Origin of the sequence: Acinetobacter sp. 742879 (genome assembly GCF_000588535.1) — a bacterium.
Lineage (GTDB): Bacteria > Pseudomonadota > Gammaproteobacteria > Pseudomonadales > Moraxellaceae > Acinetobacter > Acinetobacter pittii.
In genome coordinates, this window is the sequence record NZ_JFYC01000013.1 from 25,870 (window position 1) to 45,997 (window position 20,128).

The following is a 20,128-nucleotide window of genomic DNA, read 5'->3' on the forward strand; positions in this document are numbered from 1 at the left end:
ATTTGTTGAGAGACCTTTTTTCATGCCTATTTCCAATCAAGATTTGCGCAAAGCTGGACTTAAAGTTACCCTTCCACGAATTAAGATTTTGGAATTATTAGAAAATTCAAAACAACATCATCTTAGCGCTGAAGATATTTACAAGACTTTGTTAGAACAAGGGGAAGATGTCGGCCTTGCGACAGTTTACCGTGTGTTAACACAATTTGAAGCTGCGGGTATCATTCAGCGCCACCATTTTGAAAACAATCATTCTGTTTTTGAAATTATGCAAGAAGATCATCACGATCATTTGGTTTGCCATAATTGCAACAAAGTTATTGAATTTACTAATGATATTATCGAGAAAGAACAGCATGCTGTAGCAGAGCAACATGGGTTTACCTTAACGGGTCACTCATTAAACCTCTACGGTTACTGTAACGAACCTGAATGTCAGGAAGTGCTGCGCAAGAAATAATCGTTTTCACACAAAGAAAACAAATAAAAAAGGAAGGTTACGTTTAACCTTCCTTTTTTTATGAAGAAATTACTGCCGGTCGAAGGTTAAATGCTGATTTGTGCCTGCAATTTGATCAGGACTTTCTTCGGCAAGCTTAATTGTTAAACGCAAATCGTTTGGTGAGTCGGCATGTTTTAATGCATCTTTGTAGGTAATTTGGCCTGACTTATAAAGATCAAACAGTGCTTGGTCAAAAGTTTGCATACCGAGTTCACGTGAGCGTTTCATTAAATCTTTAATTTCATGAATTTCACCTTTACGAATATAGTCTGAAATTAGTGGTGAGTTAATGAGAATCTCAATCGCTGCACGGCGCGAATTACCATCAGGCGTTGGAATAAGTTGCTGTGCAATCATGGCCTTTAAGTTAAGTGATAAATCCATGTAGAGCTGGCTATGACGGTCACTTTCAAAGAAGTGAATAATACGGTCAAGTGCTTGGTTGGCGTTGTTCGCATGCATTGTGGCTAATACAAGGTGACCTGTTTCGGCGAAGCCAATCGCGTAGTCCATAACTTCACGAGAGCGAATCTCACCAATCAAGATTACATCGGGTGCTTGTCGCAAAGTATTCTTTAAGGCAATTTCGAATGAGTCTGTATCGATCCCGACTTCACGTTGGGTAATGATGCAGCCAGCGTGTTCATGAATAAACTCAATCGGGTCTTCAATGGTAATGATATGACCTTTAGAGTTATGGTTCCGATAGCTAATCATTGAAGCCAAAGATGTCGATTTACCTGTACCTGTTGCCCCTACAAAAATAATGATACCGCGTTTGGTCATCGATAAATCTTTAAGCACAGGTGGTAATTGCAAGTCATCAATTGAAGGAATTTTAGTTTCAATTCGACGTAATACCATGCCTGGCATGTCGCGTTGCTGAAAAGCACTCACACGAAAGCGGGCAGTTTTATCACGGTTCATAATGGCAAAGTTACATTCACGAGTCTCAGCAAATTCTTTGCGTTGTTTTTCACTCATGATGGAATGTAATAGTTGTCCAATAATTTCGCCTGAAAGACTATTTTTTGAAATGGGAACAATTTGCCCGTTAATCTTCATCGATGGTGCAACGCCATCTGTAATAAAGAGGTCGGATGATTTTTTTTCAACCATGAGGTTGAGTAGGTCATTAAAATCCATATTTATTCTCTAGTTATTTTTATAGGAATGATTCTGGCTGTTTAGCAGCAGTACGAGCCGTTTGTGGGCTGATCACACCGCGAGACACCAGATTTTTTAAGCTTTGGTCGAGGGTGGTCATGCCATGATTTGCGCCAGTCTGAATAGCTGAATACATTTGCGCGACTTTATTTTCACGAATTAAGTTACGAATTGCAGGAATACCAATCATGATTTCATGGGCTGCGACACGGCCACCGCCATTCTTTTTAAGCAGGGTTTGTGAAATAACAGCCTGTAAAGATTCAGACAGCATGGCACGAACCATGTCTTTTTCTTCTGCTGGGAATACGTCAATTACACGGTCAATGGTTTTCGCAGCAGAAGTGGTATGCAGCGTGCCAAACACCAAATGACCTGTTTCGGCAGCGGTAAGCGCTAAACGAATAGTCTCTAGGTCACGCATCTCACCGACCAAAATAATATCTGGGTCTTCACGCAGTGCTGAACGTAGCGCCTCATTAAAGCCGTGTGTATCACGATGCACTTCACGTTGGTTAATCAAACATTTCTTAGATTGGTGTACAAATTCGATAGGGTCTTCAACCGTTAGAATGTGGTCATAACGATTTTCGTTGATGTAGTCCATCATCGCTGCAAGCGTCGTTGATTTACCCGAACCTGTTGGACCTGTCACCAGTACAATCCCGCGAGGATAGTCACAAATGTCTTTAAAGATTTGTCCTAAGCCTAAATCTTCCATGGTGAGTACTTTGGACGGAATGGTACGAAACACTGCACCCGCACCACGGTTTTGGTTAAATGCGTTTACACGGAAACGCGCAACGTTGGGCACTTCAAAAGAAAAGTCGGTTTCGAGTTTTTCTTCGTAGTCACGACGCTGTTTATCATTCATGATGTCGTAGACCAAACGATGAACATCTTTATGATCTAGAGCAGGTAAGTTAATGCGACGGACTTCACCATCAACGCGAATCATTGGTGGCATGCCAGCAGATAGGTGTAAATCGGACGCGCCATTTTTCACAGAGAAGGCGAGTAGCTCTGTAATATCCATAATTTCCCCAAGTAAATCAAAATATGTCATTATTTTGTAGAATAATATACGGCTTTCACCGAGGCTTACCAACACCTCGCTTTAGGTGAAAAGCAAAAAAGTTTTTTGAAAATGAGAACCTTGTCAATGAATTACCTGCAAGATGCGCGTCAGCACGTATTACAGCAAATCCAAAGTGCTTGTGAACATGCTCAACGTGCGCCTGAAACTGTGCAACTTTTAGCCGTATCGAAAACACATCCAAGTGAAAGTTTGCGTGAAATGTATGTAGCAGGACAAAGAGCATTTGGCGAAAACTATTTGCAAGAAGCTTTGGAAAAAATCGAAGCTTTACACGATTTAGATATTGAATGGCATTTTATTGGTCATGTTCAACGCAACAAGACGAAGCATTTGGCCGAGAAATTTGATTGGGTACATGGTGTAGATCGTTTAATTATTGCCGAGCGATTATCTAACCAACGTGGCGATGATCAATCTGCACTTAATATTTGTTTGCAAGTCAATATTGATGGGCAAGACAGTAAAGATGGTTGTGCACCAGATGAAGTTGCCGAGCTGGTTGCTCAAATCAGTCAATTACCAAAAATCAAGTTACGCGGTTTAATGGTCATTCCAGCACCTGACAATACTGCTGCATTTGCAGATGCTAAAGCCTTGTTTGATGCTGTGAAAGACCAACATGCCCACCCACAAGATTGGGATACTTTAAGTATGGGAATGTCGAGTGATTTAGAAGCTGCAATTGCTGCTGGTTCAACCATGGTTCGTGTAGGAACAGCCTTATTTGGTGCTAGAGACTATTCGCAAAAAGGCTGATGTAAGCTTTATCTTACAGAAACTGCGGCCTTTTGCGGCTATGGCAGACAACGTTTTTTTCGTACTATGAACTCATCAGGAAACAGGATGTTTCTAAGAATAACAATAAACAGTGATGAATGGATGCATACAGGTACGACAGGAGTTATACCAACGCAGAATCTAAAAAAGCCCCGACAGGATGTCGGGGCTTTTTAGTTTTAACCTACTACTTCAATGGTACTTGCACCCGCGCCGAGTGGTTTTACCTGAATTTGTACAGGAATACGTTCATGCATTTCTTGAATGTGTGAGATGAGAATGACTTGGCGTCCCTGATTTTGTAGTTGGTCTAGAGCATTCATGACCATATGTAAAGATGAGGCGTCTAAAGTACCAAATCCTTCATCAATAAACAGCGATTCAATTTTCATTGAGCCCGAGGCCATATTGGCAATCGCTAAAGACAAGGCAAGGGCAGTTAAGAACGACTCACCGCCAGACAAAGATGCAACAGAACGGGTTTCTCCATCCATGTCATGGTCAATAATCGCAAGGCTTAAAGACTGATCTAGGCGTTTTAGCGTATAGCGTTGAGACAGCATTGCCAGTTGCTGGTTGGCGTGTTCAACTAAAATATCTAAGTGATATTGCTGGGCATAGTCGCGGAACTCTTTTCCTTTGGCATCACCAATCAAGCCTGAAATTTTGCTCCAGCGATGTTCTTCTTGCTGAATATTTTGAATTTGCTCGGCATATTGTTGCTGTTTAGCCAGATTTTGCTGATGGACTTCAAGCTTAAGCTTGAGGCGATCACGTACTTCAAGCTGGGCTTTGAGCTCTACAATATTGTCTTGAATAAGGCTAACAAGCTTTTCATATTCAATATCTGGCTGAGTTTGTAAGTGCTCGCTCAATTGCTCTTGCATAGTTTTAAGGGCAGAAGAGGCTTCACTTAATAAACGCTCTGCATAATTAAGACGGTTACGAATGTCTTGCTCTTGGGCTGAATTAATTTGTATGAGTGCCGTAAGATCAGATGCTTGAAAATCAGTATGGGTTTTTAACCAGTTTTGAATTTGCTCATCAACCTGCTGCTGATGTTGCGAGGTGTGTTGATGTTGATGCTTGAGCTGATCTAGCGCCTGTTTTTGCTGTTCAAAGTGTTGTCTGGTTTGTTCGAAACGTTGTTTGGACTCATGGTATGCCGTTTGTTGTTGCTGACGTTTGGCGTCATGCTCAATTAACCATTCATGTGGTTTAAGATCCGAGCGACCTGTCATTTGCTGAATGAGCGATACCGCTTTTTCATTATTTTGCTGACCTTTAAGCGTAATCTCTTGGAGATTTTGATCGATCTCATCAATTTGCTTAGTCATTTGCTCAAGGTTGGCAGCTAACATTTTAAGTTCTTGTTGTTGCTGTTCAAAACGCTGTGAAAGCTGTTCTTGTTGCTCAAGTTGCTTAGCGCGTGCATCTAAAACTGACCAAATCTGCTTAGCTGTTTGGCTACTTGCTTGCTGCCATGCATGCTGTTCTGTTTCAGACAAGCACTCAACAATATGTTGAACTTGTTGTTGCCATTGCTGTGCCGTATTGAGCAAGCTTTGATTGTGCTGAATAGATTGAGCGAGCTGATTGTGCTGTTTAATCGCTTGGGTTAAACGTACGTTTTCTGAGTCAAATGAACTTATAACAGTTTGTGTGGCTTGTCTGAGTTCATTTAGTATTTGCAAGATTTGTTCAGGGGCTTGATTAAGCTCAATATGTAACTGATTGAGCTTAAGCGCTTGCTCAAGTTCTTGCTGTAAGTTTGTTTGTTTTGCCTGAAGTTGAGCTAAATATTTCTGAACTTGCTCAAGCTCGGCACGACACTGGGTGAGGGCATGCTGTTGGGTTTGCCACGCATTAAATGTAGTTTGCTCGAGTGCAATAGCTTGTTGCTCTTGCTGTTGCTGCAAATCGAATAAAGCTTTGGAAACTGCACTGTCATCAATACGGTAGGGATGATGGGTGCTTCCACAAACTAAACACGCTTCACCTTCTTTAAGATTGGCCCGTAACTGCTCAATATTTTCGGTGTGTAGTAAACGCTGCTGTTGCAAAATGTGCTGTAACTTTTCACGTTCAGTTTTTGCTGTTTGGTATTCTTGTTCAGCTAACTGGCAAACGGTTTTAAGCTGCTGTTCTTGGGCTGAGACTTGAGTTTGTTTTTCAGTGAATTGCTGAAGCTCAGCATATAACTCATGATAAAGTTTAACTTTCTGTTGAATCAGATCTAGCTGAGTGATTTGAGCAAGTTTCTGATCTTTATCTTTACGTTGCTGTTCAAGCTTTAACTCAATTTGTTCAACTGTACCTAGTGAAGCTGTGAGTTGTTCAACTTCACTTTTAGCTTCCGATAGCTTTTGGCGAGCAAGGGTAGGGTTACCGAGCTGTCGTTCAATCGTTTCGTAATTTTGAATAAATTGCCCAAGTTGATGTAGATGCGCTGAAAGGCCTTTGTCCAATACAGCATATTGCTGAGTCTGGGTAAGTTGTTGTTGTAGATAAACTTGACTCTGCTCAAGTTGTGCAATCTGCTGTTGCACAGTATTTTGCTGTTGTTGCAGTGGACTGAGTTTCTGCTCAAGTACATTTTTCTTTTCTTTGCACTTTTTATATTCATCGGCAATAAAGGCACGTTCTTGAATGGACTGTCGAACTTGATTTAAAGCTTGTTGATGTTGTTGCTCAAAATCGAGCGTTTGTTTGAGTTGTTGTTCTGCAAGTTGATATTGTTTTTGTCCGGTTTCAAAAATTTGTACTAAATCATTAAACTTGGTTTGCGCTTGCTGAATTTGCGGCTCAAGTTGTTGTAGCGTTTGTAAATTTTGAGCTTGCTGAAAAACTTGTGGGCGTATTTCAGAGAAAACTTCGAGTCGTTTTAATTGCTCACGTTCAGGGGCAAGTTGCTGATGGTGATTTTGCTGGGTTTGAAACTGTTGTTGTTTAGCTTGAACTTCTTGTTCAAGTTTTGCTTTACGTTCAAACCATTGTTGTTGTTTGTCTAAAACATTTTTTTGTTGTTCTAACTGTTGATGGTTTTGCTCGGCTTGCTGATATTGTTCGGTAAAAGCCGCAATATCTTCATCAGACAAAATTTCGATATGTCCTAAAAACTCTTCAAGCTGTTTACGCTGCTTTGCAATATCGGCTGTTTTACGAAAAGCCAATTCACCGATTTTGGCGAAAATGCTGGAGTTGGTCAGGTACTCAAGTAACTCACCACGCTCGCTGTCTCGTGCTTTTAAAAACGCGGTCACTTCTGACTGAGCAAGTAGTACAGCACGAGTAAACTGTTCAAAAGAAAGCTGGGTAATTTGTTTAACTTTTTCATCAACCGCTTTGGCTTTATCGGCAAGCACCACACCATCGGTTAGACATTTTAAATGGCGTTGCACGCTTTGTAATTTACCATTTGGGTTTTCACGTGCACGTTTAATTTCCCAGCGTGCCAAATAGCGTTTTTGATCTTGTGCGATAAAGCAAAGTTCCGCAAAACCATGTCCTGTACCACGGCGTAAGACAGTTAAAGGTGAGTTGGTGAGTAACTCGGAACCATCAACATCTTTTAATTTGCCATCGCTGTCTTTAAGACGAGGCACCCGATTAAACAAAGCCAGACACATGGCATCTAAAATGGTTGACTTACCTGCGCCTGTTTTCCCTACAATTGCAATCAGACCTGCATGGGCGAGAGGCGCGCTTTCAAAATCAATAAAGTGTTCATCAGAAAGAGATGCCAGATTTTTTATTCGAATGGATAAAATTTTCATGACATATCCTTAAGGGGTTGCATCATTTTCAAGATGTTTTTGTGCTTCTTGTACCAAGCTTAGAAAATCTTTTAAGACCGCATCATCAGCGTTGTAACCTTGTTTTTCCCAAATATTTTGAAAGAGTTTTTCCGGTGTAGGCGGTTCAAGTGCAATGTGCTGAGTAGTATTTGAATCGGTCGCGTCTTTATTCACATATTGACGTGAAATACGCACTAAACGATAGCGGTCAGGTGGCAGGGCTGCTTCAAACTGCTGACGTAAATTAGGCTGTGGCGGCGTTAAACTATAATATTCAATATCGACATATTCACGGTGGTCAATATTTTCAATCACGCCGTGAGGCAAGGCTCTGAGTTGTTGCAGTACCTCGTTTAACTCACCACGAATACGGTGCAATTGTATGCAACGTGGAATTTCGACAGCTTCAAATTGCAAACGGCTGTCTGTGTCTTGAGTCGGATCAACTTTGACCTCAACCACTTGATGCTTATAGTTAACTTCACTAAAAGAAAGTGGAATGGGCGAACCACTATAACGAATGTGTGGCTGACCTACTTTTTGTGGTTTATGTAGATGCCCTAAAGCGACATAGTCGACCGCATCTTCAAACAAAGTTGTTGAAAGCGCCTCTTCGTTACCAATAATAATTGGGCGTTCAGAGTCGGATGTTTCTCCACCTTGCATGTGGGCATGTGACATCAAAATAAGGGCTTGGTCTGGTGTCTTACGACGTTTAGCTTCGGCAATGAGCTGCTGGTGTAAATAGGCAATCGCATTTTTGCTGTTAGTGGTATGTTCATTAAAACCCGTAATTTCGGCCGAACGTAAAAAAGGTAGGGCAAGACACCACGCAACAATATCTTGATTTTGGTTATAGATAGGTAAAAGTAGTCGATCGAGGTCTAAGGTTTTATCTTCATTCCAGCGAACCACGCCCACGGTTTTTGCGTTATATTTTTCTAAGAGTGGTTCGACCTGTTCAATACGGTAGCCTGAGTCATGGTTACCCGCAATCATGAGTGTTTGCATGTGCGGCGCAAGCCGATGAGCATCTGCTAAAAATTGGTAGAGTTGTTTTTGTGCTTGAGAACCGGGGTTAATCACATCAAAAATATCGCCGGCGATGAGTAGGGCGTGTGGCTGTTTTTCTTGAATTTGAGTGAGTAACCAGCTTAAAAATTGTTGGTGTTCGTAGTGGCGTGAATGATTATAAAAAAACTGCCCCAAATGCCAGTCAGAAGTATGTAGAAAATGTACGGACATAGAAACAGACATCAAGCCAAAATAAACACAGATACGTTAGCATAAATTGGCAGGAGATTTTATCAAGACATTTTAAAGTGCTCGTTATTTAAGCCTAAGTTGAAACTTGAATTAAATTTTTCACTTTAAACGCTCCTTTGTTACTATCGACTTAAACCTTGAACTTTGAGAAAAAAATGACCATTCACGAATACGAAGTAAAAATACAGTGGGAAGGGAATACAGGAACAGGTACTTCTTCTTATCGTTCATATAAACGAGACTTTAGTATTCAACATCCGCAAAAGGCCACAATTCAAGGTTCATCAGACCCAGCCTATTTAGGCGATGTGACTAGATGGAACCCTGAAGATTTATTGGTTGCATCAGCTTCAGCTTGTCATAAGCTTTGGTATTTACATCTGTGTGCAGTCAACCATATTTATGTGCTAAGTTATGTCGACAAAGCACTTGGTTTTATGGAAGATACAGATCCGGTCAAACGTGGTCACTTTACCCAAATTATTTTAAGACCAGAGATTGTTTTAGAAAAAGGTACTGACCAAGAGCTTGCTGCAAAACTGCATGAAGAAGCACATCAGGAATGTATGATTGCCAATTCGGTGAATTTCCCAATTACATGTGAAGCCAGCTTTAGCTTTGCTGAATAAACTATATGAAATAGCCACCGATAAAAAGGCGGTGGCTATACATTAAAAATAAATAAAATCTTTAAGCTGCGTTTTCATCGACTTGAAAAATACCAAAAACGTTGTGGTCTAAATCGACAAAGTAACCATGCCAAGCACGACCGGGAATGGCGAATTTATCCATCGCGACAATACCACCTTGCTCTAAAATTTTTGCAGCCACTTCATCGAAGTTTTCGACCTGAACCGAACAGGTAAATGCATTGGTGCCATATTCCATTGGAGGTGTTTGAGCAGGGCGTTTTAATAGCCCACCCATAATTGAAGGTGTCTCTATGCGGTAATATTCAATCGGTAAGCTTTCATCGAGTTTAAATTGCCAACCAAACACAGCTTGGTAAAACTGCGCATCGCGGGCAGGGTTTGAAGACTGGATTTCAAAATAGGCAATAGTGTTCATATTATTTAAATCATATTTTTATGGTGCAAAAAGTATACGCATAGCCTTTATCGCCACGAAAGCACTATTGTGTATGGTGAGCGTAAAATAAATGAAAGTGCTAGAAAATAAAAACCGACGATTCGAGTGATGAGAGAATCGTCGGTCAAAAACTTCATCAAGGGTTTCGGCTGCTAACAAAACCTAATCCGAAGGAAGGAAAGAGTCGTAATGAAAGGTCACCGAAACAATTTTGCGGATGCCGTGCAAAGGAAGTATTCGGTTGCTGCGACCTTGTTACCCTATATAACGTCAAGAGATCAGGATTGGTTGACAGAAAAATGAAAAAAAATCGAAAAAAATTTATAATTATTTTTTGAACCCATAAATTAGGCAAAAATATGACCAAATTACATTCTTACTTTCTCTGGTTTTTTGCTCTATGCATCATACTTACCTTAATTGTAGGTGTGGTTGCAGCACTATTACCAGCGAGTGTAGGTGGTATTTTAACAGCCGTTCCATATTTAGGCGCAATGATTTTTGTCTTATTTAAATTTTTAAAGAAAGAACGCCGTGCCCCGACTGTACCAGAAAAAAAGAAATTTACTTTAGGTTTTACCCTGATTTTTTGGGGCTATAACTTGTGTGGTGTTTTATTTGGTCTGTTTTTATTTGCCAGAAAAGACCCTGAGATTTTGCAGAACTTTATGCTTTACCTCAAACAGCCTCAGTTTTTAAGCATTATGGTGATTATGCTTTTAATGTTAGCTATTCCGCTTTATTTAATTACCTACTGGTTTTATGGCAAGCAGGCACAGCGAATGGCTGACAAAATGTTTAACGTGTAATAGATCACTACGAAAACTCATACGATTAAATATAAATGAGTCTTATACAATTAAATAAAACTTGAATCCTCAGCTTAGGAGGAAATATGAATAAGAATGTATTAATTACAGGTGCAAGTGGTTTTATCGGAACGCATTTAATTAAGTTCCTGCTACAAAAAAATTATAACGTGATTGCTGTGACACGGCAGGCTGGAAAGGCATCTGACCATCCTGCCTTGCAGTGGGTGCAAAAGTTTGAAGATATTTCGACCCGACAAATTGATTATGTGGTGAATTTGGCAGGTGCAAATATTGGCGAGAAACGCTGGACCGAGTCACGTAAAAAACAACTCATTGAAAGCCGTGTAAATACGACCCGAAAATTGTATGCATGGCTCAAACAATCTGAAATTTTTCCGGAAGTAATTGTGTCTGGTTCTGCAATTGGTTATTACGGAATAGATGATCAAGAAAAGTGGGCAGAGGTGTGCACAGAACAAAGTCCGCCACAGCCTATTTTTATGTCCGAGCTTTGCCAAGAGTGGGAGCGAGCAGCTTTAGCAGATACTCAGCAAAATACTAAAATTATTCGCTTAGGTGTGGTGTTTGGGCAGGGCGGTGGGATTTTGCCTAAAATGTTGCTTCCTATTCGACTTAATTTAGTCGGTCAAATTGGTCATGGCCGTCAGCCTGTGGTTTGGGTACATATTGAAGACGTATTAAACGCAATTGAGTTTATATTTAAACATCCTCAATCTGCTCAAATTCATAATGTGGTGGCGCCAGAAAATGTGACCCAAAAGGTATTTGTTGAACAAGCTGCTGAGGTGCTTCATAAGAAACCACAGTTGTCGGCGCCTAGTACGGTTTTTCGCTGTTTGTTAGGAGAGCAGTCGCAATTGATTTTGAATGGGCAATACGTTAAACCCGCCGCCATACAAGCTGAAGGATTTGAGTTTGCTTATCCTCAATTAAAAATGGCTTTAGAAAATATACTCGCCTCAGGCTAAGATTTTATTTTGCAAACGCTCTGGAGAATATGCTTTGGCATCAACTAATGTCGGTTGACCCAGCATAAGTTGACGGAGCAATTGCGCAGAGCCTGCACCCATACACAAACCATTTCTAAAATGACCAAAGTTTGCCCAGAGATTGTCCATTTCAGGCATTTTGCCAATGTAGGGAACGCCATTTGGTGAACTTGGTCTGAGGCCTGCCCAGCGATGTACAATCGGGAAATCGGCCAGTTCAGGCACCATTTCTAAACATGCTTCTAAAATATTGTGCTGAGTCGTTTCATCGGTAGAGGTGTCAAAACCACGATGTGCCATGCTTGACCCGCACACGATATGACCGTCCATACGTGGAATCAAATACATCACTCGATTCATACACATGGTCGGTAGCCAGTGAGCAGGGGTTTTAAATAACAGCATTTGGCCTTGAACAGGTTCGACTGGAATTTCGAGTTGTAATTGTGAGTTCCAGTAATGGCTCCAAGCGCCCGAAGTTATTACAAAATGGTCTGCTGTATGTTTTCGACCATCTTCAGTTTGTAGCGCCTGTATCACATCGCCCTGTTGAATCAGTTTTTTAACAGCAGTGTGTTCGAAAAACTCAACTTTTGGATGTTGTTTTAAATAGCGAATCAGTGACTGTAAAACGCGTGGGTTGCGAATATTAGACAGTTCAGGGAAATAAATGGCTTCTTGAAACTGATCGGAAATATGTGGATTAACTTGCTCTAGCGCATCTCGTTGTAAGTATTCACAGCGCTGCATCGGTTCTTGATGCTGCTCGGCGTAAGAAAGCCCGATGTCAAAATCTTCTTCATCAAAAATCAGCATGCCTGTGTCATGAATTTCAAAATCAATCCCTGTAACAGGGTAGAGCTTTTGGTTCCATGCTTGATAAGAGGCTTTGCCAAATTGAGCAAGTTGGTTCACTGCATGCACATAGCGCCACGGGTACATCGGAGAGAGAATACCTCCGCCAGCCCAAGAGGCTGCTTGTCCCGCTTGTTGTTGATCAAAAATGCTGATCGTACAGCCTTGTTCAACCAACTCCAGCGCAGACATTAATCCACTTATGCCCGCGCCAATAATTGCAATATGCATGCAGTGTTATCCTTTCTCTGCGAACTTAGTTCATTTCCTTGAGTTTTTCGGCAGCAGTTTCTGCAAAGTAAGTCCAGATCCCGTCTGCACCTGCGCGGCGGCAGCACATGAGTGATTCTAAAATCACTGAATCTGATAACCAGCCATTTTGAATTGCGCCAGCTAACATTGCATATTCGCCACTCACTTGATAAATGAATGTAGGAACACCAAAGGTATCTTTCACTTCACGTACCACATCCAGATATGGCATGCCCGGTTTTACAATTACCATGTCGGCGCCTTCTTGAATATCAAGCGCGATTTCATGTAAAGCTTCGGCACGGTTGGCAAAGTCCATCTGGTAGTTATATTTATTACCACCTTTGAGGTTGGATGCAGAGCCAACAGCATCACGGAACGGACCATAGAAGCTAGATGCATATTTCGCAGAGTAGGCCATGATGTTGGTATAGATGTGACCATTGGCTTCTAAAGCTTGACGAATTGCGCCAATACGGCCATCCATCATGTCACTTGGTGCTATCACTTCGGCACCTGCTTCTGCGTGACTTAACGCTTGTTTAATCAAGCATTCTACAGTCTCGTCATTTAGCACATAGCCTGTTTCATCAATAATGCCGTCTTGACCATGAGTGGTATATGGGTCGAGGGCACCATCGGTAATTAACACCATTTCTGGTAATTCTTTTTTAAGCAGACGACATGTGGTTTGTACTAAACCATCTTCATGCCATGCAGCTTCTGCGGTGAGGCTTTTATCTTCTTGCGGGGTAACTGGAAAAAGAGCCAGTTTTGATACGCCCAATTCCAAAAGTCTTTCAGCTTTTTTCAGTAACAAATCTGCCGACAAACGCTGAATGTTCGGCATACTTGGAATATCTTGGGTCTGATTTTGTCCCGGTAATACAAATACTGGATAAATCAAGTGATTGGTAGTGAGCTGTGTTTCGCTGACCATCGCACGCAACTGGTCATTTTTACGGATACGGCGCATGCGAGTGGCTGGAAATGCAGGACGATTGAACGTATAAGTCATAACAATCTCGATGTTCGGTATTACACTAGGATAGGTTGGCGGATATTCCATTACTGTCAACCGACTGCTGTATTGTAGCCCCATAATGCTGTATTTGTACAAAATTATGGGCGTTTATCATGCTTTTAAATTTAGGCAACATATGAGTGAAGAAAAGAAAAATTGGACTGGGAACATCCATTTAGGTGCAAAAACAGACCTGACTGTGGTTCTCAACCAATTATGTAAGGCGTTTAATAGCTCTCCTTTTTTTAAGCATAGTGGAATGATTATGCGTGTGGTGGACGGGCACATTGAAGGCTATATTGAGATGCAACCCAACCTGATTGGCAATCTGGCATTTCAGATTTTGCATGGCGGTGTTGCTGCAACTTTGCTCGATAGTATTGGTGGAATTGTGGCAATGGAACACCTCTATCGCCGTTCAACTCCCGAAACTTTAACTGAAACCATTAAGCAAGTGTCGCGTTTGGCAACAGTCGACATGCGTGTAGATTATTTAGCACCGGGGCGTGGTAAATATTTTATTGCACGTGCCGAAGTATTACGTTTAGGTCGTAAGGGCTGCACCATGCGCATGACCATGGTCAATGATGAAGATAAAGCGATTGCTGCCGGCATTGCTTCATATGCCTATTAAGCAATCAATTGAACCCTTTGAAAGCGCCAAGTGCGCTTTTTTTAGTGTTTGAAAAGCTAAAATTTTTACAAAAACTTTGAGATAAACATTAATTTAATTAGAACGAACGCATTAGTTATAAATTTTTATTCTCATATTATGAGGTTTTAGCGTTAAAATTAGCTCCTTTGACAATGCGGTATGTCTTGTTTATAGAAAAATAAAAACTCTATAACAAGGTGTAGTGCGAGATTGATGGCAAAGCCAACTCATCTTTAGGAACATACCATGACTGATGCACAAAGCAATGTACAAGAAACAGTGCCAACAACATCTGCCTCGGATGAAAACAATCAAAACAAGCGCAAAAAATTTCTTGGTTTTTTTGCGCTGATTTTATTGATCGCCGCTATTTTGTATGCAATCTGGGCATTATTTTTAAATAATTCCGTGAGTACGGATAATGCCTATGTCGGTGCAGAAACCGCGCAAATTACTTCAATGGTGAGCGGACAGGTCGCTCAGGTTGTCGTAAAAGATACCCAAACGGTACATCGTGGTGACGTGCTGGTTCGTATTGATGATCGTGATGCCAAAATTGCATTGGCTCAAGCTGAGGCAGAACTTGCCAAAGCAAAACGCCAATATAAACAAACTGCGGCAAACAGTAGTTCTTTAAACTCTCAAGTTGTGGTGCGTGCTGACGAAATTAACAGTGCCAAAGCACAGGTCGCTCAAGCGCAGGCCGACTACGACAAAGCAGCTTTAGAACTGAACCGCCGTGCGCAGCTTGCTGCCTCTGGTGCAGTGTCTAAAGAAGAGCTTACTAAGGCACAAAGTGCAGTCGAAACAGCCAAAGCAGGGCTAGAGCTTGCTAAAGCTGGTTTAGCGCAAGCCTCTTCGAGTCGTAAAGCTGCTGAAAGTACCTTAGCTGCAAACGAAGCGTTAATTCAGGGTGTAAGTGAAACTTCGACACCTGATGTACAAGTTGCACAAGCACATGTTGAACAAGCTCAGCTTGATTTGGAACGTACCGTGATTCGTGCGCCAGTCGATGGGGTGGTTACACGTCGTAATATTCAAGTCGGTCAACGTGTTGCACCGGGCACCAGCATGATGATGATTGTGCCGCTTAACGATTTATATGTAGATGCAAACTTCAAAGAAAGTCAGTTGAAAAAAGTCCGTCCGGGTCAGGCTGTCACACTAACTTCAGATTTATATGGCGATGACGTTGAATATCACGGCAAAGTGATGGGCTTCTCTGGTGGTACAGGCTCTGCCTTTGCCTTAATTCCGGCTCAAAATGCAACAGGCAACTGGATTAAAGTGGTTCAACGCTTACCGGTTCGTATTGCACTTGACCCGAAAGAACTTGCTGAACACCCACTGCGTGTTGGCTTGTCGATGGAAGCAAAAGTCGACTTATCTGCGAAGTAAACGCTTATGAAAACGCAAACACCTTTTGCCGAACTAAGCGGTGGCCGTTTAATACTGGCAGCGTTTGTTATTGCCTTGTCGAATTTTATGGTCGTGCTCGATACGACCATTGCCAACGTATCTGTACCGCACATTACCGGTAACCTTGCCGTTTCAAGTACACAAGGGACATGGGTTGTTACGTCGTATGCTGTTGCAGAAGCGATTTGTGTACCTTTAACAGGTTGGCTTGCAGGTCGCTTTGGAACCGTTCGGGTTTTTATTTTTGGTCTGATTGGTTTTACCATTTTTTCTTTTTTGTGCGGACTAGCAAACTCGTTAGGCATGCTGGTGTTTTTCCGTATTGGACAAGGTCTATGCGGTGGCCCGCTTATGCCACTCAGTCAAACCTTGCTGATGCGTATTTTCCCTCAAGAAAAGCATGCACAGGCAATGGGCCTATGGGCCATGACTACCGTCGTTGGACCAATCTTAGGACCAATTTTGGGTGGTCTGATTAGTGACAACCTATCTTGGCACTGGATTTTCTTTATTAACTTACCTGTTGGGATTATTTGTGTTTTAGCGGCAATGCGCTTGTTAAGAGTGGCTGAAACAGAAACGATTTCTTTAAGAATCGACACGGTCGGTTTAGGCTTGTTAATTCTCTGGATTGGTGCGCTACAGCTCATGCTTGACTTAGGGCACGAACGCGACTGGTTTAACAGCACCAGCATTATCGTTTTAGCTTTAACTGCCGCCATTGGCTTTGTGGTGTTCCTCATATGGGAGCTGACCGACAAACATCCCGTCGTAGACGTCAAAGTCTTTAGGCATAGGGGCTTTGCAATCTCGGTACTGGCCTTGTCACTTGGTTTTGGCGCATTCTTTGGCAGTATTGTACTGATTCCGCAGTGGCTGCAAATGAACCTTTCTTACACCGCCACGTGGGCAGGCTATTTAACTGCAACCATGGGCTTTGGTAGTTTGACCATGTCACCGATTGTGGCAAAGCTTTCGACCAAACATGACCCACGCGCACTGGCAAGTTTTGGTTTGATTTTGTTGGGTGGTGTGACCTTAATGCGAGCATTCTGGACCACAGATGCCGACTTTATGGCGTTGGCTTGGCCGCAAATCTTACAAGGTTTTGCTGTACCGTTCTTCTTTATTCCATTGTCGAACATTGCGCTCGGTTCAGTGTTGCAGCAAGAGATTGCATCTGCTGCGGGTCTCATGAACTTCTTAAGAACCATGGCAGGGGCGATTGGTGCTTCAATTGCAGTGACCGTGTGGGACGACCATGCTAAAGTTGCGCGTAGTGAAATGGTGTCAAACCTACATACGACTGAAGTACAAAACACACTTTTGCAAAATGGTTTTACGGCTGACTCGACGCTCGGAATTATTTCAAACCTCGTTGATAAAGAAGCCATTACCATGTCGGCAAACCATGTATTTTTACTGTTTGCGATTGTGTTTGTCTTTGCAGGGCTGGTCATTTGGCTGTGCCCAAAACCCAAACAGGTCAGTGGTATGCCTTCTCACTAAACATCATAAAGCATCTCTTCGGGGGTGCTTTTTTTAGGCCAACTACAAAATGAGCGAGTTTATAAATAGCAGATTTAGCCTGTATTTAAAGAAATAAAGCATGCCAGAATTGGGCAAATCAGTTATAAAAGAGTGTGATAACAAGCAAGGAGACATCACTTAGAGCACAAAATAAACACCCTTAATCATTTAATATTATTAAAACTTTATTTTTATCAAAGATTAAAAAACTGAAGACCTGAAAACAAAGAAGCTTGCATGGCAATTGCATGGATAGGCAGGCGGATATATTGGAGTTATCACGTGAATAAAAGATATTCATTTTTGTTCAGTAGTTTATTAGCAGTCGGTTTATTACAAGGATGTGGAGATGACTCCTCGTCAGATCAGCCCAAGGATGATTCAAATACAACCCCGCCCAATTTAATTGTAGATAATGACCCGACCAGTTGTAGCAAACTGGCACAAGACGGTTCAAGCGTAGTGGTTGGTTCAAACCAAAATGGTGACCCAGCCGCACCAGAGGGTGCATCGGGTTATAGACTTGGTAACACGGTTAAATACGCAGATAAATATATGGTGGTGGCCAACACACCACTTGCAGTAAAAGCAGGTTGTGATGTTTTAAAAGCAGGCGGTAGCGCAGTCGATGCAGCCGTAGCAGTACAAGCCGTGCTTGGCTTAGTTGAGCCACAGTCGAGTACCATTGCCGGTAGTGGTTTTATGATGTATTACGATGCCAAAACCAAACAAGTCACTGCCTATGATGGTCGTGAACCCGCCCCTGCCGCAGCCAACGAATTTTATTTAATTCGCCAAAATATATATGACCCAAATTCACCTGCGCCTGTACCAAGTGCGCGCCGTAGCGGTCGCTCGATTGGTGTGCCGGGTGTGATGCGTTTGCTTGAACAAGCACAAAAAGAACATGGCAAACTCAAGTGGAACCAGCTTTTTGGTGAAGCGATTGGTTTGGCTGACAATGGTTTTCGCATTCCGGGGCGTTTGGCAGATGCAATTGCAAGCAATGCAAACAATTTAGCGCTCGATGCAAATGCAATGGCAACCTATTTCTACCCAAATGGATCACCACGTAAAGTCGGTGAGACCATGACCAATAAAGCCTATGCCAGAACACTTGAAGCACTTGCCACTCAAGGGGCAAATGCACTACACACGGGTCCGATTGCACAAGCCATTGTGGCAAAAGCAGGGCAAACCGTAGGTGATGACCCAGCACGGACTCCAATTACCCCAAGCTTAATGACTTTGCAGGATTTATCGAACTATCAGGTGAAAAAACGCGACCCGATTTGTACGACGTACCGTGACCGTTACTATGTATGTACCATGCCGCCTCCATCTTCGGGAGGGATTGCGGTTGCGCAAACGCTAGGTATTTTAGAAAACTTTGATATGTCACTTTATCCACCTAAAAACCCCGAAAATGAAGGCGGTGTGCCCGATGTGATGGGTGTGCATTTAGTGTCTGAAGCAGAGCGTTTGGCCTACGCTGACCGCGATAAATATGTGGCAGATACTGACTTTGTTGCTTTACCAGCACAGGGTATTCCAAGCTTTATTGATAAAAATTACTTAAAACAACGTGCAGCACTGATTAATCCGAACCAAAGTATGGGCGTTGCACCAGCAGGTAATTTCAACCCAGCTTCGGGTGTAGATACCACTGTTGAGCATGGCACAACTCAGTTTACGATAGTAGATGCCTATGGCAATGTGGTTTCAATGACATCGACTGTTGAATCGAGCATGGGTTCTTTCCATATGGTGGATGGTTTCTTGCTGTCAAACCAGTTAACTGACTTTAGTGCGAACCCTTATGACAGCACTGGGGCAATGGTCGCCAACCGTGTAGAAGGCGGCAAACGCCCACGTAGTACCATGGCACCAACCTTAGTGTTTAAAGGCACCACGCCAGATGAGTTTTATATGGCAACAGGTTCACCAGGTGGCGGTACCATCATTCAATATGTGGTTAAAACATTGGTGGGAGCATTGGACTGGAATTTAAATGCACAGCAGGCGACTTCGCTTGTAAACTTTGGCGCGACCAATAGCAAAAACACCAATGTGGATAGCTCGAATGTACAGCTTTCCTTAGTTGACCTGATTGAAGGCTTAAAAGCAAAAGGGCATGGTATCTCTAACACTGCGCAAACCAGTGGTATTTCAACGATTATGAAAGTAAATATAAATAATCAGAGTAAATACGCAGGTGGGGTAGACCCACGCCGTGAAGGTATTGTGTTAGGCAATGGAGCCTTATAGATCAAACTTTAAAAAAAGCTGTCATTTTTGGCAGCTTTTTTATGTAGCCCTTGAAAAAAACTAAAGGCTCTCCATTATGTAAATATGTTCATCAGTAGCAGACTGTTGATAAATTGCACAGCATTTTATTTTAGTTATGCTATGATGTTCAGACATTCATGGGGATGTTATTGGCTTCGACGCCGGTGATGAAACTCATAGATGCATGCCGAGAGCGCATTTTCTCTCGTAAATAAAATTTGCATTTTAATAGTCGCAAACGACGAAACTTACGCTCTAGCTGCCTAAGGGCAGTTTGTCCGCTTCCTAGAATACTTGTGGTTTAGGAACCCGACCGTAGCGCACGCACACAAGTCCGTATAGAGTCAAGCCTCGGGGCTTTATACCAAACTTAGAGGATCGCACCTTGTACCCTGTTCGTCGGGTCACTTGGTGTTAAAACAATAGACGATATCTAAGCATGTAGTATTCTCGAGCGTAGTGCTGGCGGACGCGGGTTCAACTCCCGCCATCTCCACCAAGATTCTTGAAAAACCCTGAAACGAAAGTTTCAGGGTTTTTTATTAGCATTTTAAATAGTATTTAAATTGGTTTCTTTATTTAAAT

The 20,128-nt window shown here is 42.2% G+C and carries 16 protein-coding genes and 1 other RNA gene; 10 read left to right on the plus strand and 7 right to left on the minus strand.

Annotated features, from left to right (window positions below; translation table 11 throughout):
* The first annotated feature begins 22 nt into the window (after positions 1-22).
* Entirely contained in the window at positions 23-460 is a 438-nt protein-coding gene (gene fur, locus J690_RS18500; protein ID WP_016141990.1) for a ferric iron uptake transcriptional regulator, read from the plus strand.
* A gap of 69 nt (positions 461-529) precedes the next feature.
* Here the strand turns inward: fur and J690_RS18505 are convergent, their stop codons facing one another.
* On the minus strand, positions 530-1,648 hold the full coding sequence (locus J690_RS18505; RefSeq protein ID WP_032037409.1) for a PilT/PilU family type 4a pilus ATPase: 1,119 nt from the start codon (positions 1,646-1,648) through the stop codon (positions 530-532).
* A 19-nt stretch (positions 1,649-1,667) separates the two neighbouring features.
* Positions 1,668-2,705 (minus strand): type IV pilus twitching motility protein PilT, encoded by a 1,038-nt coding sequence (locus tag J690_RS18510; RefSeq protein ID WP_002121749.1) that lies wholly within the window; start codon positions 2,703-2,705, stop codon positions 1,668-1,670.
* A gap of 126 nt (positions 2,706-2,831) precedes the next feature.
* On the opposite strand from J690_RS18510, the gene J690_RS18515 reads away from it, so the two are divergent.
* Positions 2,832-3,524, plus strand: coding sequence for a YggS family pyridoxal phosphate-dependent enzyme (locus J690_RS18515; RefSeq protein ID WP_032037410.1), 693 nt, complete (start codon positions 2,832-2,834; stop codon positions 3,522-3,524).
* 200 nt (positions 3,525-3,724) lie between these two features.
* On the opposite strand, the gene J690_RS18520 is transcribed toward J690_RS18515, so the two are convergent.
* Both J690_RS18520 and J690_RS18525 read right to left on the minus strand, forming a co-directional pair.
* The gene (locus J690_RS18520; protein WP_032037412.1) at positions 3,725-7,321 is read right to left on the minus strand and encodes an AAA family ATPase; all 3,597 of its coding nucleotides are present in this window, start codon (positions 7,319-7,321) and stop codon (positions 3,725-3,727) included.
* Positions 7,322-7,330: 9 nt separating this feature from the next.
* Positions 7,331-8,599 carry an exonuclease SbcCD subunit D gene (locus tag J690_RS18525; RefSeq protein ID WP_032037414.1) on the minus strand — a complete coding sequence of 423 codons (1,269 nt, stop codon included), beginning with the start codon at positions 8,597-8,599 and terminating at the stop codon, positions 7,331-7,333.
* Positions 8,600-8,763: 164 nt separating this feature from the next.
* On the opposite strand from J690_RS18525, the gene J690_RS18530 reads away from it, so the two are divergent.
* Positions 8,764-9,237 (plus strand): OsmC family protein, encoded by a 474-nt coding sequence (locus J690_RS18530; RefSeq protein ID WP_032037415.1) that lies wholly within the window; start codon positions 8,764-8,766, stop codon positions 9,235-9,237.
* A 61-nt stretch (positions 9,238-9,298) separates the two neighbouring features.
* On the opposite strand, the gene J690_RS18535 is transcribed toward J690_RS18530, so the two are convergent.
* Positions 9,299-9,676 (minus strand): VOC family protein, encoded by a 378-nt coding sequence (locus J690_RS18535; protein WP_032037417.1) that lies wholly within the window; start codon positions 9,674-9,676, stop codon positions 9,299-9,301.
* Positions 9,677-10,056: 380 nt separating this feature from the next.
* On the opposite strand from J690_RS18535, the gene J690_RS18540 reads away from it, so the two are divergent.
* Positions 10,057-10,506, plus strand: coding sequence for an ABZJ_00895 family protein (locus J690_RS18540; protein WP_032037418.1), 450 nt, complete (start codon positions 10,057-10,059; stop codon positions 10,504-10,506).
* Positions 10,507-10,592: 86 nt separating this feature from the next.
* Complete coding sequence (locus J690_RS18545; protein ID WP_032037420.1) at positions 10,593-11,498, plus strand: TIGR01777 family oxidoreductase; 906 nt, start codon at positions 10,593-10,595, stop codon at positions 11,496-11,498.
* Here J690_RS18545 and J690_RS18550 read toward each other — a convergent pair.
* Both J690_RS18550 and hemB read right to left on the minus strand, forming a co-directional pair.
* Positions 11,490-12,605 carry an NAD(P)/FAD-dependent oxidoreductase gene (locus J690_RS18550; protein WP_032037421.1) on the minus strand — a complete coding sequence of 372 codons (1,116 nt, stop codon included), beginning with the start codon at positions 12,603-12,605 and terminating at the stop codon, positions 11,490-11,492. The genes J690_RS18545 and J690_RS18550 overlap by 9 nt on opposite strands.
* Before the next feature lie 25 nt (positions 12,606-12,630).
* Positions 12,631-13,644, minus strand: a complete 1,014-nt coding sequence (gene hemB / locus J690_RS18555) for a porphobilinogen synthase (protein WP_004794101.1) — start codon at positions 13,642-13,644, stop codon at positions 12,631-12,633.
* Positions 13,645-13,786: 142 nt separating this feature from the next.
* Here hemB and J690_RS18560 point away from each other — a divergent pair, with 142 nt between their 5' ends.
* The 5 genes from J690_RS18560 to ssrA all read left to right on the plus strand — a co-directional run bounded on the left by J690_RS18560 (position 13,787) and on the right by ssrA (position 20,042).
* Complete coding sequence (locus tag J690_RS18560; protein WP_002121786.1) at positions 13,787-14,284, plus strand: thioesterase family protein; 498 nt, start codon at positions 13,787-13,789, stop codon at positions 14,282-14,284.
* Between the two features lie 267 nt (positions 14,285-14,551).
* Positions 14,552-15,703, plus strand: a complete 1,152-nt coding sequence (locus tag J690_RS18565) for an EmrA/EmrK family multidrug efflux transporter periplasmic adaptor subunit (protein ID WP_002121732.1) — start codon at positions 14,552-14,554, stop codon at positions 15,701-15,703.
* 6 nt (positions 15,704-15,709) lie between these two features.
* Complete coding sequence (locus tag J690_RS18570) at positions 15,710-17,233, plus strand: DHA2 family efflux MFS transporter permease subunit (protein ID WP_017398872.1); 1,524 nt, start codon at positions 15,710-15,712, stop codon at positions 17,231-17,233.
* Positions 17,234-17,536: 303 nt separating this feature from the next.
* Positions 17,537-19,522, plus strand: coding sequence for a gamma-glutamyltransferase (ggt, locus tag J690_RS18575; RefSeq protein WP_032037424.1), 1,986 nt, complete (start codon positions 17,537-17,539; stop codon positions 19,520-19,522).
* Positions 19,523-19,682: 160 nt separating this feature from the next.
* Positions 19,683-20,042, plus strand: a transfer-messenger RNA (tmRNA) gene (gene ssrA, locus J690_RS23560).
* Positions 20,043-20,128: the final 86 nt, after the last annotated feature.

Coding starts and splice junctions, on each gene's coding strand:
- fur (WP_016141990.1), top strand. CDS start 23: ATGCCTATTTCCAATCAAGATTTGCGCAAAGCTGGACTTAAAGTTACC.
- J690_RS18505 (WP_032037409.1), bottom strand. CDS start 1,648: ATGGATTTTAATGACCTACTCAACCTCATGGTTGAAAAAAAATCATCC.
- J690_RS18510 (WP_002121749.1), bottom strand. CDS start 2,705: ATGGATATTACAGAGCTACTCGCCTTCTCTGTGAAAAATGGCGCGTCC.
- J690_RS18515 (WP_032037410.1), top strand. CDS start 2,832: ATGAATTACCTGCAAGATGCGCGTCAGCACGTATTACAGCAAATCCAA.
- J690_RS18520 (WP_032037412.1), bottom strand. CDS start 7,321: ATGAAAATTTTATCCATTCGAATAAAAAATCTGGCATCTCTTTCTGAT.
- J690_RS18525 (WP_032037414.1), bottom strand. CDS start 8,599: ATGTCTGTTTCTATGTCCGTACATTTTCTACATACTTCTGACTGGCAT.
- J690_RS18530 (WP_032037415.1), top strand. CDS start 8,764: ATGACCATTCACGAATACGAAGTAAAAATACAGTGGGAAGGGAATACA.
- J690_RS18535 (WP_032037417.1), bottom strand. CDS start 9,676: ATGAACACTATTGCCTATTTTGAAATCCAGTCTTCAAACCCTGCCCGC.
- J690_RS18540 (WP_032037418.1), top strand. CDS start 10,057: ATGACCAAATTACATTCTTACTTTCTCTGGTTTTTTGCTCTATGCATC.
- J690_RS18545 (WP_032037420.1), top strand. CDS start 10,593: ATGAATAAGAATGTATTAATTACAGGTGCAAGTGGTTTTATCGGAACG.
- J690_RS18550 (WP_032037421.1), bottom strand. CDS start 12,605: ATGCATATTGCAATTATTGGCGCGGGCATAAGTGGATTAATGTCTGCG.
- hemB (WP_004794101.1), bottom strand. CDS start 13,644: ATGACTTATACGTTCAATCGTCCTGCATTTCCAGCCACTCGCATGCGC.
- J690_RS18560 (WP_002121786.1), top strand. CDS start 13,787: ATGAGTGAAGAAAAGAAAAATTGGACTGGGAACATCCATTTAGGTGCA.
- J690_RS18565 (WP_002121732.1), top strand. CDS start 14,552: ATGACTGATGCACAAAGCAATGTACAAGAAACAGTGCCAACAACATCT.
- J690_RS18570 (WP_017398872.1), top strand. CDS start 15,710: ATGAAAACGCAAACACCTTTTGCCGAACTAAGCGGTGGCCGTTTAATA.